At 53.9% G+C, this 15,154-nt stretch carries 16 protein-coding genes; 3 read left to right on the top strand and 13 right to left on the bottom strand.

Going from position 1 to position 15,154, the window contains the following annotated elements; translation table 11 throughout:
* Position 1: 1 nt before the first annotated feature.
* Both HCH_RS21750 and HCH_RS21755 read right to left on the bottom strand, forming a co-directional pair.
* Entirely contained in the window at positions 2-811 is an 810-nt protein-coding gene (locus HCH_RS21750) for a lipase family protein (RefSeq protein WP_011398603.1), read from the bottom strand.
* A gap of 100 nt (positions 812-911) precedes the next feature.
* The gene (locus HCH_RS21755) at positions 912-1,880 is read right to left on the bottom strand and encodes a hypothetical protein (protein ID WP_011398604.1); all 969 of its coding nucleotides are present in this window, start codon (positions 1,878-1,880) and stop codon (positions 912-914) included.
* Positions 1,881-2,009: 129 nt separating this feature from the next.
* Between HCH_RS21755 and HCH_RS21760 the strand changes: the two genes are divergently transcribed.
* Positions 2,010-2,483, top strand: coding sequence for an Lrp/AsnC family transcriptional regulator (locus HCH_RS21760; protein ID WP_011398605.1), 474 nt, complete (start codon positions 2,010-2,012; stop codon positions 2,481-2,483).
* Between the two features lie 216 nt (positions 2,484-2,699).
* Here HCH_RS21760 and HCH_RS21765 read toward each other — a convergent pair whose 3' ends face one another.
* From HCH_RS21765 to HCH_RS21810, 10 genes are all read right to left on the bottom strand, one after another.
* Positions 2,700-3,560, bottom strand: a complete 861-nt coding sequence (locus HCH_RS21765; protein WP_011398606.1) for a CAP domain-containing protein — start codon at positions 3,558-3,560, stop codon at positions 2,700-2,702.
* 108 nt (positions 3,561-3,668) lie between these two features.
* On the bottom strand, positions 3,669-4,376 hold the full coding sequence (locus tag HCH_RS32655; RefSeq protein WP_011398607.1) for a metallophosphoesterase: 708 nt from the start codon (positions 4,374-4,376) through the stop codon (positions 3,669-3,671).
* 109 nt (positions 4,377-4,485) lie between these two features.
* On the bottom strand, positions 4,486-6,447 hold the full coding sequence (locus HCH_RS34300) for a methyl-accepting chemotaxis protein (RefSeq protein ID WP_011398608.1): 1,962 nt from the start codon (positions 6,445-6,447) through the stop codon (positions 4,486-4,488).
* 173 nt (positions 6,448-6,620) lie between these two features.
* Positions 6,621-8,396 carry an alkaline phosphatase D family protein gene (locus HCH_RS21780; protein ID WP_011398609.1) on the bottom strand — a complete coding sequence of 592 codons (1,776 nt, stop codon included), beginning with the start codon at positions 8,394-8,396 and terminating at the stop codon, positions 6,621-6,623.
* A gap of 147 nt (positions 8,397-8,543) precedes the next feature.
* Entirely contained in the window at positions 8,544-9,236 is a 693-nt protein-coding gene (locus tag HCH_RS21785) for a DUF6882 domain-containing protein (protein ID WP_011398610.1), read from the bottom strand.
* A gap of 24 nt (positions 9,237-9,260) precedes the next feature.
* Positions 9,261-9,572, bottom strand: coding sequence for a hypothetical protein (locus tag HCH_RS21790; RefSeq protein WP_041598856.1), 312 nt, complete (start codon positions 9,570-9,572; stop codon positions 9,261-9,263).
* A 373-nt stretch (positions 9,573-9,945) separates the two neighbouring features.
* Positions 9,946-10,335 carry a hypothetical protein gene (locus tag HCH_RS21795; RefSeq protein ID WP_011398612.1) on the bottom strand — a complete coding sequence of 130 codons (390 nt, stop codon included), beginning with the start codon at positions 10,333-10,335 and terminating at the stop codon, positions 9,946-9,948.
* Between the two features lie 22 nt (positions 10,336-10,357).
* On the bottom strand, positions 10,358-10,864 hold the full coding sequence (locus HCH_RS21800) for a hypothetical protein (RefSeq protein ID WP_011398613.1): 507 nt from the start codon (positions 10,862-10,864) through the stop codon (positions 10,358-10,360).
* Between the two features lie 347 nt (positions 10,865-11,211).
* Positions 11,212-11,607 (bottom strand): diacylglycerol kinase, encoded by a 396-nt coding sequence (locus HCH_RS21805; RefSeq protein ID WP_011398614.1) that lies wholly within the window; start codon positions 11,605-11,607, stop codon positions 11,212-11,214.
* A gap of 86 nt (positions 11,608-11,693) precedes the next feature.
* Positions 11,694-12,548, bottom strand: a complete 855-nt coding sequence (locus tag HCH_RS21810; RefSeq protein ID WP_011398615.1) for a LysR family transcriptional regulator — start codon at positions 12,546-12,548, stop codon at positions 11,694-11,696.
* A gap of 101 nt (positions 12,549-12,649) precedes the next feature.
* Between HCH_RS21810 and HCH_RS21815 the strand changes: the two genes are divergently transcribed.
* Both HCH_RS21815 and HCH_RS21820 read left to right on the top strand, forming a co-directional pair.
* Positions 12,650-13,858, top strand: a complete 1,209-nt coding sequence (locus HCH_RS21815; RefSeq protein WP_011398617.1) for a YbfB/YjiJ family MFS transporter — start codon at positions 12,650-12,652, stop codon at positions 13,856-13,858.
* 41 nt (positions 13,859-13,899) lie between these two features.
* Positions 13,900-14,106, top strand: coding sequence for a tautomerase family protein (locus tag HCH_RS21820; protein WP_011398618.1), 207 nt, complete (start codon positions 13,900-13,902; stop codon positions 14,104-14,106).
* A 217-nt stretch (positions 14,107-14,323) separates the two neighbouring features.
* On the opposite strand, the gene HCH_RS34305 is transcribed toward HCH_RS21820, so the two are convergent.
* Entirely contained in the window at positions 14,324-14,755 is a 432-nt protein-coding gene (locus tag HCH_RS34305) for a hypothetical protein (protein ID WP_011398619.1), read from the bottom strand.
* Positions 14,756-15,154: the final 399 nt, after the last annotated feature.

Genomic DNA, 15,154 nt, shown 5'->3' on the forward strand with positions numbered 1-15,154 from the left:
GTCAGTCCGACTGCGGCTTGTCAGGATGACTCAAAGCGTAACTGTAGCAGTCTGAAGCGCTGTGATTCCCCGCCAGCGAGCCGTACTGAGCCGTGAAATCCACAGGGCTCCCAACATGCTCATAAAGGTCGCGCCCCAACACGCCGGGAGGCACTTCAGGAACCAAATCCGTGGTATTAACGATGCGATAAGTGGGCACTCCACACTGGTTGTAAGCATTCACAAACTCAGGATCGCCCACACGAGGGCTGGCTAGATTGTAATGCCGCACATTTAGGTCGCCAGGCTTATAGACAGAGTGATTGATGATGTCAGGCGTCGCCAGTGTTGAAAGAGAAGAGCCAAGGCTATGCCCTCCGATCAGCAGGCTCTTGGGATTACTTACCTGCTGTAAGGCTTCCAAAATAGCCTGATTCATCGTGCCGTAAAGCTTGAGAAAGCCGTCATGGGCTTTGCCGTAGCCAAACACCTGCGGATAAGGACTCTGTCCGGCTTCTGCGTCGTCAATCCAGTCGTCCAGAGACTCCGTGCCACGAAACATCAGGTAAACATCTCCCGCATCCGTCCATGAGACAAAGGCGAAAGGCTCCGTAGTTTTGAAAATCCACAGCATGGTTTCCGCGCCCCAAATAGGCTGGCTGTAGTTCATCGCCGGCCCTTTCGGGGTCCATTTGAAATGATCTTTATGAGGTTTTTTCTGGTCCACCCATTGGTCGTACATGTCGTAGGCGGTATTCGCCAGGGTGGCGCAAAGTCGCGCGTCTTCCATCTGGAAAGGCGCGGGAGGGAAATACATCGGGATGGCGCTCATTCGTATTCTCCTGTGCTCCTTGGAAACAAAAGCCGGCGCATGCTGACGCCGACTATTGATTGAGCATAGACCAGATTACAAAGAACGATACGCGGACAGGTTAAGCCGTCGCTTCCTGTAAACGCCGGTTCAATGCCGGGAGCCGCGCCAACACCCCGATCACCACCAATGCGAATAGCAGACGCCCCCATAAAATCGCGGACATATCCGCGCCAAGCAGCATAATCACCAATGTATCTTCAATCAGACTGTGGCAGAGTCCCAGGAACCCAATCGTTAGAAATATATCCCGCCGCGTAAGGCGACCCGAGCGGGCTTCTTCGATCAATAAACCTGCGCCAAAGCTCAACCCCAGAGTAACGCCGATGACGGTTACGTTTGCGGCTTCGCGCCCGATACCCAACACGCGCAATACAGGAAACAACAAGGCATGCATCCACTTTTCCACTCCCAGCCAGCGCAGGATGCGTAAAAAAGTGAGCAGGAAGACAATGATAAAAAATATGCCGATCAGAGTTTTGATCTGAGCCACGACCCATATGTCCGCCGGACCTTCATCAGGCCGCCACAAAAAATGCGCAGGTTGTTGCAATAAGTCAGTGGCGCTATAGAAAAGATGCAGCAAGGCTCCGAGCGCCAGCCCGCCACCAACGCGAATCGCCAGGGTGGCTCGCCAACTGACGCCTGCGCTTTTAGCGACAGCGCCCTCCACCGGCAAAGCATGCCCCACCAACATCATGGCCCCCAGCACGGAGACCTGGGCTACGGTCAAAGGATCTTGCGCCGTGGCGTCCACCAACAACGCCATGCCGGTGTAGATATTGGTGAGCAGAACGGTGGACCAGACCACCCCCATTGATTCCGGCAATCCCACCAGGTTCATGACAGGAGATAACGCCCAGGCCAATAACTGGGTTCCTCCCGCCATATCCAGCAGTTTCACCGCCACCAGAGCGGGAACCGTGACCTTGATAAGCGTCCAGTAGACTTTAAAAATACTTTTCGCCAGCTCGACCGATTCCCGCTTTAAACGCATGAACCAACGGCTGTCAGAGTGTGAGGCGGACATGACAATTCCCTTGAGGTGCATAGATAGCCTGCTATTTTAAAAGTTAGGCGTTTAATTATTTCTTCTGTTTATCTATTTTCTTTTCATATAATTTGTTTGTTTTGAAAATTAGATAATTTTATTAACCCCATGCAACCAGATCGCATCGATAAGAAAATACTTTCGCAGCTACAGAGCGACTGCAGCCTGACCAATCTCGATTTGGCGGAAAGCGTTGGCTTGTCTCCTCCCGCCTGCCTCAAACGGGTGAAAAAGCTAAAACAGCAAGGTTATATTCAAAAACAGGTGGCGGTCCTCGATCCGGACGCCTTCGGGGCCTGTCTGCATATGGTGGTGGAAGTGGTGATGGAGCGAGACCGACTGGATCTGTACCAGCAGTTCCTGAAACGAGCAACCGCCGCTAAAGAGGTTAAGCAATGCTATCAAGTCACCGGAGAGGTGGACTTCGTGCTGGTGGTGACGGTGCCCAATATGACCGCCTACGATAAGTTCTGTAATGAAGTGCTGTATGCGGAGCCCAACATGCGCAAATTCCGCACGCTGATCTCCATGCAACGGCATAAATTCGACACCACTTTGAACCTGGACGCCATTCCTTCCTGACGGCGTCTTATTAATATGGCAATGATATTGGCATGTTAATAATCAGGCGCATGGATGCGCCTGCGCGGCTGTTCGCCGCGGGAGACAGGGCCTGACATGTGCAGGCCCTGTCGTTGCAGACAAATAGAAGGAAGCTATTTGTCTGCCTGATTGATAATAGCCAATAAAGACCGCAGCGGCGGCTGCGGTCTGCTCAGTAGATAAAGTCAGGCGACGCTACTGTGCTCCAAATACTGAGGTCCAGTAGTGCGGATAGTCTGCGGTTGATGTGCTGATTTTTTCAGCCCCAAGCTCTGTATAACTGCTTCTCATGATGTTGGCGCAATGTCCCGGACTTTTCAGCCATCCGTCCATGACCTGTTCGACGGAGGAATACCCGGCCGCGATATTCTCGCCAACCGTGCGATATTCATAGCCTTGCGCTCTCACTCTGTCGCCGACGCTAGACCCGTCAGATCCGGTATGACTGAAGAAATTATTATCCACCATATCTTTCGTGTGTTTGGTGGCGGCCTTGCCAAGCTTGCAGTTCCAGGTCAACGCAGGCGCCGCGTCGTAATAGACGCCGCCGCAACTGCGGCCCTGACTGCGGGCTTTGTTGTGAGCCGTCAACAGCTCCAGCTGCACATCTGACGGCCCTTCCCCGCCGTCGGCGCACTTCGGATCAGGATCGGGGTCGCCGCCGCTATCGGGCACGTAAGTGGCTTTCAGAGAAAGATCCGAGTACTGGTCATAGCCGTGCAACATGATGTGGTAGATCCCCTGTTGCGGCGGCTTGAATGTGCAAGTTTCTTTATTGCCCCATTCATAAGGCCGGCAGTCGAAGTCCGATTTATTGGGTTCGCGATTGAAAGCGACATAGAGGTCGGCGTCGCCTGAGCCTCCCCAGATTTCCACAACCAGGCTCAGTGACTTTTCTTCGACGTCAATGGAGTAGCTCGCTTCGCCGCCTCTATCGCCGGACAGCTTTTCAAGTGTTTCGCCATTTTTAAGGACATCAGCCAGAACAACCGGCGTAGAGCCGAGAAGGAGGATGAGAATCGTAGCGGTGAATACCAAATACAGTCTGTTTTTCATATGCAAATTCCTTTTTTGCTTATTACGCTCATGCGAGCGGCTGCAGTAGCCGCAAACACAAGTTTAGCTCAAAAAACAAACAGACTTAATGCAGATCAATAACCAAGACTAGGCGGGAGCCTTACCGCGCGCCGCGACCGCCAGGACTTCCATCGCTGACAGAAGCGTTAACTGCCCACTTTTCCAAAGGGTATCGATGTAGAGCTGATTGCCGGCAAGCAGTATGCCCGTATGAGAATTATGGCCGGACACCACCGCGTCGATATTTTTGATGGGCTCCGCCAATGCGGGATTCGTCAGCGCCGACGCAAAACGCGTCCGGCTCCAGACACATTCGTCGATATTGCCCCTTTGCGCCGACGCCATGAGGGACCAGTCGCTGTTGATCACATCGTTGTGTGTGACGCCAATCAGCCTGTCGCCTTTGCCTGGAACTTCTATCGCCAATGGACAGGACTGCTGCAGCAAATGCGCCCACGCAGTCAGTTGTCCGGTATCGTGATTATCCAGCCATTCGCCGCCGTTGCCGCGCTGCAGGCTGAGATCATAACGATCTTCATATACAAAGGCGCCGATCATCATCCACTCATGATTGCCCAGGCAGGCGTGAAACCAGGGCTCATGCAACAACTCTATACAGCGTTCGTTTTCTTCGCCGCGATCGATCAGATCGCCGACGCTGATCAGTCGATCTTGGTCGAATTTGAAGTCTATCGCCTCCAGGGCCTTCATCAGTTCACTGTAGTGACCGTGAATATCTCCCACAAAAAAGTCTATACCATCAGTATTTGGGGGAAGACGTTTAAAAAGTTCCATGCACATCCTTAAGCTGACAACCAGTCCTTATTTTAGGCTTCTGCAGTCAGGGTTTCTAACATTTATGCGAATTAAGGCGTTTTAACGAATAATGACGGCGCTAACGCCGTCATACCTTGAAGCTGGCGATGGCGGCTTCCAGCGTATCCGCCAAGGCTTTTAGTTCGCTCAGATTGTCGGCGGTCTTCTCGACGCTGCCATGATTCTGCTCTGCCAGTTGTGCGATTTCATCCACATTTTCGCTAAGCAGTTCGTTGGCCTGAGCCTGTTGTTCGAGAGCCGTGGATATTTCCGTCACGGAGCGGTTGACGCTTTCCGACAGGTCGCTGATTGCGGCGATGGCGTCTACCGTCAAAGTCACGCGTCCGGCGCTGCGGGAGGCTTCCTCTACCCCGGAATCCATACGCTTGACGACGGCCAGAGTATCATCTTTGATGCGCTGGATCATATCGGTAATCTCCACTGTCGAAGAGGCTGTGCGCGCGGCGAGGTTGCGCACTTCATCCGCCACCACCGCAAAACCGCGCCCCTGCTCTCCCGCTCTGGCGGCTTCAATGGCGGCGTTCAACGCAAGCAGATTAGTCTGCTCGGCAATGCCCTTGATGACATTAACGATGGAGTAAATCTGTTCCGATTGCTGCCCCAGGCTCTGCACAGACTTAGCCGAGTCCCCCACAAAATTACAGAGTCGGCGAATGTCCTCTGACACCTGTTCAACGATATCCTTGCCTTCGCTGGACCGCTGATTGGATTCCAACGACAGCGATCGCGCCTCACCGGCGCTGGCCACCATTTCATGCAGGCTTGCGGCGACTTCCTGCACCGCCGAACTCATGGTCGCAGTCGCGTGACTCTGGCGGCTGGAGCTGGTGACGATGGCTTCCGTGGTTTGCGTGATTTCCGCCGCGAAAGACAAAATCTTGCTTGCGCTGTCGCTGACTTTTCCAATCAGATCTTGCAGCGACTTCTGCATATTACGAATGCCTGCAAGCAAACTCGTCGCATCGCCGTCGTTGATCTTCACGTCCCGGGTCAGATCGCCTGCGGCGATAGCCCGCACGATATCCGCGGCGTATTCCGGTTCGCCTCCCAATTGATTCAATATCCGGCGCACCGTCATGACACTGAACACAATCGCCAATAGTTCAAAAACAATCACGCCCGCCAGCAGCGCGAATTTATGAGAAGAGAATCCGTCAATGCGACGCTGCAACATGTTCTTCAGCGCCGGCGAGGCTTGCTGATAAAGCGCCATGTTGCTCTCCACCGCCCGTTGCGCAGCGGATTTGAAACCGTTCACGTCGACATTCAGGCTGCGGCCGGTAATGTTTTTCTCCACAAAGCCAAGAAAATTACCGATGGCCTGGGTATAGCTTTCCACCGCCTGTCCGACGGATTTGGGCATGTCTCCCGCCGCATTGTTTTCATAGGCCACTTTGCTGTCATAAATCACTCCGTCCAGGTCTGATTGCAACAGACCGGATAAAACCACCATACGGGTTTTATCGTCTGCGCTCATCGAGCCGCTATTCATCAGCCCTGTCCCAAACTCCCGCATTTGCGCCAGTAAATCCAGACTATTGGGAAGCTTCAGCAGCAGTGCATCCATCACGTAATAAGTATCCAGATCCGGGTCGAGAATCAGGTTGGAGGTATCTCCCGCTCTGGCGATCAGCTCCCGCGCGGCGGCGATCAATGCATCCGCCTCAGCAGTACTTGGCGTCGTCCGCGCCTGCCCCCACACCTTCAACAAGTTCGCATATTGTTCCGCCGTTTTAAGCGCTACGCCAGAGCGTTGCTGCTCTTTTTCCAGAGCGGACATGGCTTTTTCTATGCGCGATACGATCTGCGTCACGCTGTTATTGGCGGCGACGGCGACTTTATATTCTCCCGCCTGATCCAGCAGGTTCTGCAAAGGATTGAGATATTCAACTCCAAGGATTTCCTGTGCGCCGAAATTAATGCGAATGTCCATTTCGTCCGACAGAAGATAGGTAACCCAAATCAGGGGAAGCAGCAACGCAACACCCGTTGCGGCCAGCTTCGTACGGAGCTTCATGTTGGCGAACATAAGCATCTCCCGACTTAATGGTCTGGCGTTGTTAGGTTTGGTGAAAGACCATTCATACCTCCCTGGCTTGATAGTCACTTATATTTCAATTTTAGCAGTTAGACGTAAAAAGCCCGTTTTCCTTGAAGAAAACGGGCATAAAAATATGCAAAACAACATAAATTTGTCTGTGTTCAGTAGCCTTGCACTGACTTTTGCGTCATCCAGGGCCAGGCTTCATATTTACGATAACGCGCCAGCGCTTTGCGTTCCTGCTCGCCGCTATTGAGGTTTTTGTTGACCTTGTATGCAATCCACTCGCAGTAGTCATCGGTGTATTCAATCGTCGAATAACCATGGTCTTTACTGTTGAACATGCGAATGTGCGGGTTGGTCAGCCGCACCGCCCCCTCACTGGTCGCATTCAGCAGAAAGTCTCTGACTTCATCGTCCGGGGCCTGCGCTAACAGCACGTCAAACAGGCCCGCTGACGTCAGCGAGGGCGTCATGAATTCAACGCCAACCTGATTGGAAAAATTAAACGGATTCAGATCCGCATAATTCTTCTTTACTTGAGACGCCATATAGGTGTGCAGATCTCCGGTCGCCACCACGAAATTATTGATGGAATTGGATTGCACTTCATTCATCAGCCACAACCTTTCAGCGTCATATCCGTCCCAGGCGTCCACATTGAATGGCAGCTTAGCCTTTTCACCCAGATCAATGCCCAAGCGTCCCATGTAAGTCTGGTTGCCCAACATATTCCAACGCGCCGTCGACGCCGCCATTGAGTTAATCAGCCATTCCCGCTGGGTCTGTCCCATCATACTCTGGTCGGGGTTATTGAGATTGCCGCAGCCAAACGGAACGTAACGCCCCAGAAACGCCTCTTCTCCGCATGGGTGCGGCGTTCGGTAGGTGCGCGTGTCCAGCATGTTCAGATTCACTAGATCGCCAAACCGGAATTGACGATAGATCCGCGTATACAAGTGCGGATGGGCGCGCCCCTCGTTGATGTCGATACGCGCAGGGATATATTCCGCCCAGGCCCTTTGCGAGTCGAGTTTGAGCTGACGTTTCAAATCCGCGTTATCGCCAAATTGCGGATCAGTACTGTAAGGGTGGTCCGGACATCCCAGCGTGTCCTGTTCATAGTCCCAATAACAGTCGTTGCAGGTTTCATGATCGTCAGTGGCGATAACCCAGGTATGATTCTCCATCGCCTTTTGCAGAAAAGGGTCGCTGCGATAAGTGCGGTGCAGAAAGCGATAGTCCTCCAGATTCATCGCCACGGGGAAACCGCTGGGAAGCTCTATTTTACGGTCTTCGAAGGGCAGATCCTGGAAGCGGGGATCGCCAACGCTCTCGTAAATAAAATCCCCCAGGTGGACCACATAATCAATGCTGTTGTCGTCGGCGACGTAGTTCAGTGCGCCGTAATAGCCGTTGGTGTAGTCCTGGCAGGTCAGCAACGCCAGCTTGACGCTGTCCACGGCCTGCCCTACTGCGGCGGCGGTGCGACAGCGTCCTGTGCGGCTGAATACGCCCCGGTACTGAAAACGGTAATAGTAGTAGCTATTCGCTTCCAGCTGGCCATCCAGGTCAATTCTCACGGTATGGTCCCGGTCAGCGCCGAACTGTTCGCCTCGCACTTTGCCTTCCAACGCCAGCAGAGTGAAACCAGGATCAGCCGCCACTTGGAACGTCAGACTCTCGCCGGGGTCATATTGTTCTGAACGGATGTGAGTCCACAACATGACGCCGCTGGCGGTAGGATCGCCAGAAGCGACGGACAGATCGAATACAGCGGAAGGGTCGGTTCGGTTGAGCGGTAATGGAGCTTTATCCGGATAAGCGGCGCGGCTTAGACCGGCCAGCGCTTTATCCGCACTGAAAGTAAGCAAGAACGGCGTGGCGGTCCCTGCCGCCATGAGTGACAGAAACTGTCGTCTGTTATAGTCAGGCACTCTGGGTTCCTCTTCTTCGGTTTTTGTTAAATGGTGAAGCCGCCAAAGCGAGACAATGCTAATGAAGCACTGTTAAAACTTCGTTAAAGCGTCTTTATCCAAAGAAGAGGATAGTTGGCTCCTAACCAGCCGGCTGGAGCCGAATACTCAATGGCTGGGGGTAATCTGACGCACGCCGCCGCGCTCGTCAAAGGTGAGCGTGAGTTCTCCGTCCGCCCGGGAGCCGTAGCAGTAGGGCCCGTCCTCACGCAGCTTGAAGCCTTCCTGGCGCAGGTACTCCAGAACAGGCGTTTTCTGGCGTACGGAGAGACGCCGCAACGCCGTTTGCAACACCCGGCAGATAGCGTGCAGTCCCAATTTCGGCAGATCGTCGGAGTGCTCCACCAAGACGCAGCCATGCAGTGTTTCCGTGAATTCCCATACGTCGAATACATAATCGTGATTCAACACGCCCGCCGCGATGGAAGACACCACCACGGGCTCAACAGGTTCGCAAACCCCTTTGATAACGCCCCAGCTTTCAATTTTAGCGGCCTCCGCCCAGGCCACTAATTGCAGGCTGGCCTGTATCACTGTTTCCGGCAACGGATTAGGGCTCGCCCATGCCCAGCAAAACGAGCGACTGCCGGTCGCATAGGTGCCGATGAGCTGAATGCGTCGCCGCGTATCGCCGTATCGAGCGACGCCTTCGTAGAGGTTGTACTCCACCGGCGATTCACAAGGATAAGCAGTTTGCAGCCGTTGGTAACGGCTTATCTGAGGAAGCAGGTAAAGTTCTTTCAGCGAGTCCAAAGTGACCTTCGCTGTCGCGTCCATTCTGAAGTAGTCCATTTTTTCCATTTTATTTTTCCTGACTTTTATAGCTCATACGCTTTTCCCTGGCGTTGAGATCAAACGGTCCACATGCTCCAACCACTCTTCAGCGTCATCGTCATACGCTGGCGTAGTCGTACTGCCCGTCTCCAAGGTGGCGAGGATCACGGTTCTAAATAAGCGACTGGGAAGAAAATGTTCCTGTTGGCGCGCTTGCGCCCGAGTAGGCTCAAGAGCGTCAACATCGGAGGAATTGTCCGTCACATTAGACAGAGGGACATCGTGCGGGTAGCACGAAGACAACGGATGAGTTATATCGGACGCCATAGCGCCCGGCGCGTAGGCGCGTCGTTTACCATTCATTTTTAGCAACTTTCCTTGTAAAAACGATTCCAAATATGGAATTTAGCCCCTTGCGCCATCATTTGGCGCCAGTTTGCTAGGGTATGCCAAGTGAATGCATTTAGCCAGTCCTGACACTCTTACAAGCTCTTAACATAGCGTGAATCAGAATCCCGATTTTTCAAGTTTTGCACACCGCCAAACCAATGCCACGACAAAACGGAAATATCCAAATGGTGATCTAAACAATGTCGTTGGGATCTGACGGGAAAGAGTCTGACAGGCGCAGTGGAAGATATGCGTACGACGCAAGGCATGCTTGAGGGCAAGTACTTCGTGCTTTTCGCTGATTAACATAAAAAGCCCGGCTCTGAGGCCGGGCTGTATTCATCTATTACTGATTAAAGTTGAAGAAAACGCCTGTTAGCATGAAATCGCTGCACTTATTGCTATTTCCAGGGCGAAGGATAATAACCCTCCCTCCTTCGCGTAAATCGGTAAGGGCGTTGTAAGCAGCGTCATACAAGGCTTCGCCCTGACTCACATTGCATGCGAAGCTTCTATTGCTCTTTGGGTCATGCCCGTAAAAGTGGATAGAAGTCCCCGAGCGATGAGCAGAAATTTGCCCGCTGTTCTCCGCAGCCTGCTCCCCGATTTGAGCGCTCAACATAACAGCATTATTGAGCCAGTCCCCGACCTGCACAGCTCCGTTAGTTTGAGCCATCGCCGTCGTTGCGACTGAGCATACCGCCGCCATCATTAACGCTTTACCAAGATTTTTCATACTGATATTCCTTTATGATTGTTTACAAGATTGGGGACGCCTGCATCGTCAGCGCGCCCTGGTTGATCGCCGTGGATATTTCATCCACCAGCGCGTCGTACTGAACCGGAGTCAGGGTCCGTTTCAGTTCGAACATCCTGCGGTTGTCTTCCTGCCCCCAGGCGCCGGCCGATACGGCGCCTTCCAGTACAGACAACCCTCGTTGAAAGTTTTCGTCATAAGTAAGCGCGGGACGCTCTTCCTGCGCCGTAGAACCGTTATCGGACAGGCTCTGACTAACCGTCGCAGCGGGAGCGCTGAACTCCCTGTGTCGAGACAACAGCTGCTCCAATCTGGCGATCTGTTGCTCCAACGCCTGCACGTCACTGGTGAACTGTGGAGAAGGCTCTATCACTGCGGCTGGCGGTGATTCGTATGCGATAGCCTGTACTGGTTGGGTCTTGGCTTCCTGAGTCCGCGTCCAGAGCAACCCGGTTTGCAGACACTCCAGTACCAAAACGCCTCCGAGCAATACCCAAGTCCGTTTCATTGTCGAAATTCCTCCCATGTTTTCAGCGCCATGTTCTCAGCGCCATGCTTGCACCCCCTGGGCGTTAAGCCCTCGCTGGGTCTCGTGTCGTCATGGGTTCAGAATATCGATATGAAAGGAGCTGGGATTGTAAAAATCCGGCGCCATTTCAGCCCGCCGGACGAGTCTTAACACAATGAAAAAGCAAGGGCCTGAAAGGCGTTAGGCAAGTAGCTGAAGAGATGAAATAGAAAGGAAAAACGAAGAACAGGGTCTTCATAAGCCCGTAGCGAGACGAGCAAACCATGGAAAAAAGAGTTCCAGAGGAAAGACAGCCGCATGAACATTGCGCCCATGCGGCGATAAACTTATATCAGAATGCCAATCCAGGTGAACATAGCCAGACTCAAGGCCACCAGCACCGCTGCGGACCCCATGTCTTTGGCGCGTCCGCTTAACTCATGACGCTCGGCGCCGATGCGGTCGACCACAGCTTCAATGGCGGAGTTGATCAACTCCACGATCAGCACCAGCAAGACACTGCCGATCATCAATATTTTCTCCACCATCGTGACGGACAAAAACAGCGCCAGAGGAACCAGTATCAAAGCGGCGACCATTTCCTGACGGATAGCGGACTCATTTCGCCAGGCGGCGCGCAGGCCGTTCATCGAATAGCCCGTCGCCAGGATAATGCGTTTTAGGCCAGTGGCGCCTTTGGGCTGGATTGAAGAGGAGGAAAGATTTTCGGACGAATCGGTCATGGGACTGACGGCTCCTACTGCTGAATACTCACTACTGAATGCGGTGACAGTATAGTCACAAAGCCGTCCGGGGAGTAGCTTGGGCGTTACTTTGTCAGGGCCCGGCCGGCAACAGCGTCCCGCAATGTTAACAAACCTCCGTGCAAAGGGAGTTCCCGATAACGAATCATCAAAGTGGGCGTGTGGGCGATATGCTCTGGTAATTCAGATATCGCCAACTCTCTCGCATAAGGCGACTGCTCCACCACCCGCCGCGGCATCAGCGTGCATCCCAATCCTACCGCCACGCACCCCAGAATACCTTCCAGCGTCCCCAGCTCCATGACCGAAGCAATCTGATGGCCGCATTCCCGCTGCCAGGCTAACGCCCGAGCGCGGTAGACACAGCCTTCGCGAAACAAAATCAGAGGTTCCTGGAGATCGACTTCGCCTTTCGCCGTCACCAAAACCAGTTCTTCCATCAATACAGGCTCCGCAATCAGCATGGGATGATCCAATGGACCGCCGATAAAGGCGCAGTCCAACTTATGGCTCAATACGCGCTCAATGAGTTCTGCGGAGGTCGCCGTCTGCACTTGCAGGTCCAATCCGGGGTGTCGGGATCGCACTTTCTTCAGCGCGGCGGGAAGCCTGACTGCGGCGAAAGTCTCCATGGTCCCGATGCGCAGTTCGCCCGTGGCCTCGCCCGCAGAGCGCACTGCCGCAGCGGTTTGTTGCGCCATTTGCAGCAACTCCTGCGCATGCTTTTGCAATACCCGACCTGCGGGCGCCAGTTCCAATCCACGCCCTTTGCGAAAGAACAGCTGCACCTCCAGTTCCTGCTCCAGACGGCGAATACGGGTGGTCACATTGGACTGCACTGTATTGAGCCGACTCGCTGCAGCGAGGATGCCGCCTTCCTCCACCACTGCGAGAAAGGTGCGTAACGCGACTAGTTCCATAACCATTCTCCATTAGAGAACATTTTCTTCTCAATTATTCGATTGTTTTGATATGTCGCATTATTTATCTTCTCTCCCAGAGATACAACGGGAAGTGAACCATGAGCGCACAACTATCCATGGGCATACAACTACAGCGCTTGCAAGTGCTGACAGCGGGCGTACTCAGTCTGATGCTGATGTTGGGCGTGGCGCGCTTCGCCTACACGCCATTGTTGCCGGTCATGCAGCAGCAGGCGGGACTGTCGCCTTTCGCAGGGGGCTGGCTGGCCAGCGTGAACTATCTGGGATATCTGTGCGGCGCCTTGATCGCCGCCTCTATCAGCAGCCTTACTCTGAAAGACAAGTTATATCGCTCAGGCTTACTGATCGCCCTTATCAGCACCGCCGGCATGGCGCTGTGCGAAAACGTCTGGCTGTGGGCGTTTATGCGCTTCATCGCCGGTCTGAGCAGCGCCGCAGGTTTGTTGATCGGCTCAGGTCTGATCATGCACTGGCTTATTCGCAACGGTCACCGCAGCGAGTTAGGCATTCATTTCAGCGGCGTCGGTCTGGGCATTCTGTGTTGCTCTCTTGCAGTAGACCTTATGTCTCCTTACTTAGGTTGGCGTGAGCAGTGGGTGGCGCTGACCTTATGTGGAGTGTTGTTCGCCGTCCCCGCCTGGCTATGGCTCCCCTCTCCCACCACTGCGGGAGGCTCTCAGCATGAGGAGGCGATGTATGACCGGCCGCCCTCGCGTCTGTATATGGGCATTTTCATGGCCGCCTATTTTTGCGCCGGTGTGGGATATGTGGTCAGCGCCACTTTTTTAGTGGCCATTGTCGATCAGCAACCCGCTTTACAGGGTCAAGGCGCCTTCGTTTTTCTTCTTGTGGGCGCCGCGGCGGCGCCTGCCTGCATACTTTGGGATTTGCTGGCGCGGCGCATCGGCGACATCAACGCTTTAATCATCGCCGCCGCCTTGCATGCTCTGAGCATACTGGCTCCGACACAGGGCGGCCTCGCCATGGCGCTGCTTGGCGGCGCGCTTTTCGGGGCCACGTTTATGGGCATTGTCAGTTTAGTGCTGACCATGGCGGGACGCTTCTACCCATCACGCCCCGCCAAAATGATGGGCAAGATGACCCTGACTTACGGCGTCGCGCAGATCCTTTCCCCTGCTATTACCGGCAGACTGGCGGAGACAGGCGGCGATTATGCTGACGGCCTTTATCTGGCCGCAGCGGTCATGGCGCTCGGAGTATTGCTGCTTCTGACGCTGAAAAGCGTTGAACAAAACGAGCGCCGTCAGGCCCTGTCATACACCTGACTATTTGATTTAACCATTCAATCCAAGAAACGAGAGCCACCATGCCCTACGTCAATATCAAAATTACTCGCGAAGGCGCTACCGCAGAGCAAAAAGCGGCGCTGATCGAAGGGGTTACCCGCCTTTTGCAGGAAACGCTGAACAAGAATCCCGCCACTACTTTCGTGGTTATTGATGAGGTGGATACGGACAACTGGGGGATCGGCGGCGAATCAGTCACGGTACGCCGCCAACGCGATACGGGCTGACAGTATAGGGATGCGCTCAAGCAGGCCTCTCCCCGCTTGAGCGCATTATTAATATGGCAATGATATTGGCATGTTAATACTCAGGCGCACGGATGCGCCTGCGCGGCGGCCAGCCTCGGGAGACAGGGCCTGACATGTGCGGGCCCTGTCGTTGCAGACAAATAGAAGGAAGCTATTTGTCTGCCTGATTAATAGCGCCCGGCGTATTCAGCCTACGCTATTGCAACAGCCACACTACTGGCGCCGCCAAAATGGCGAGGCTAAGCAGGACAGCGACGCCAACGCCGGCGGCCGCCCAATTCGACGCCAGCTCGCCGCCGCTCTCACGATGCCCTTTGATCGCTTTGCCCTGAAACAAGTTCGCCAACTGCAGCATCACCATAATCTGTGGGGCGAAATACACAATCTTGGGCACATGCCACTCCGCCGGAACCAGCAGAGCGGCGATAATAACGCCTATCGTCGCCGCCAACGATCCCACGATCGCCTTGCGGGCATGGGACTCCTTACCGAGCTTGCGAAAATTCTTCGCCAACAGAATACCGCCAGCCAGCGCAGACCCCAGAAAGGTCGCTATGCCAATACCGGAAACTTTATAAAGTTTGTGTTCAACAAAAGAAGAGACGGGTGTTTTTTGTGGGTTTTCCATTAAAAGATCTCCTTCACCGCCCGACTTAGACAGCCGACAAGAAGGACACCCAAACTTGTTAACCGCACGAGGGCGGGCTGTATCGATTGATAGCATACCCCGAACGCGACGCGCCCGGACACTTCACAACGGCCGCCAGCGCTACTGTTAAGAACAAGGCGACACTCAAACGAAGCCGGTGATGAAGAACAAGAACTCTCCCGTTCGCAGCGGACCTTCCCTGAATATCTCTTATCCTTAACGACTTCGGCGCCGCAGGAAGCACTAAAATTCTAGCCCCATAAGCCCTGTTGCGATACCCGCGGGACATAAAAATTTTATAAAGAAATGAATCGTACAAAAAAGGCCGCTCCGAAGGACGGCCTTGATCTAGTTCAGCATGCCGATGGCGTCATCGCC

The organism is Hahella chejuensis KCTC 2396 (genome assembly GCF_000012985.1).
Classification (GTDB): Bacteria; Pseudomonadota; Gammaproteobacteria; order Pseudomonadales; family Oleiphilaceae; genus Hahella; species Hahella chejuensis.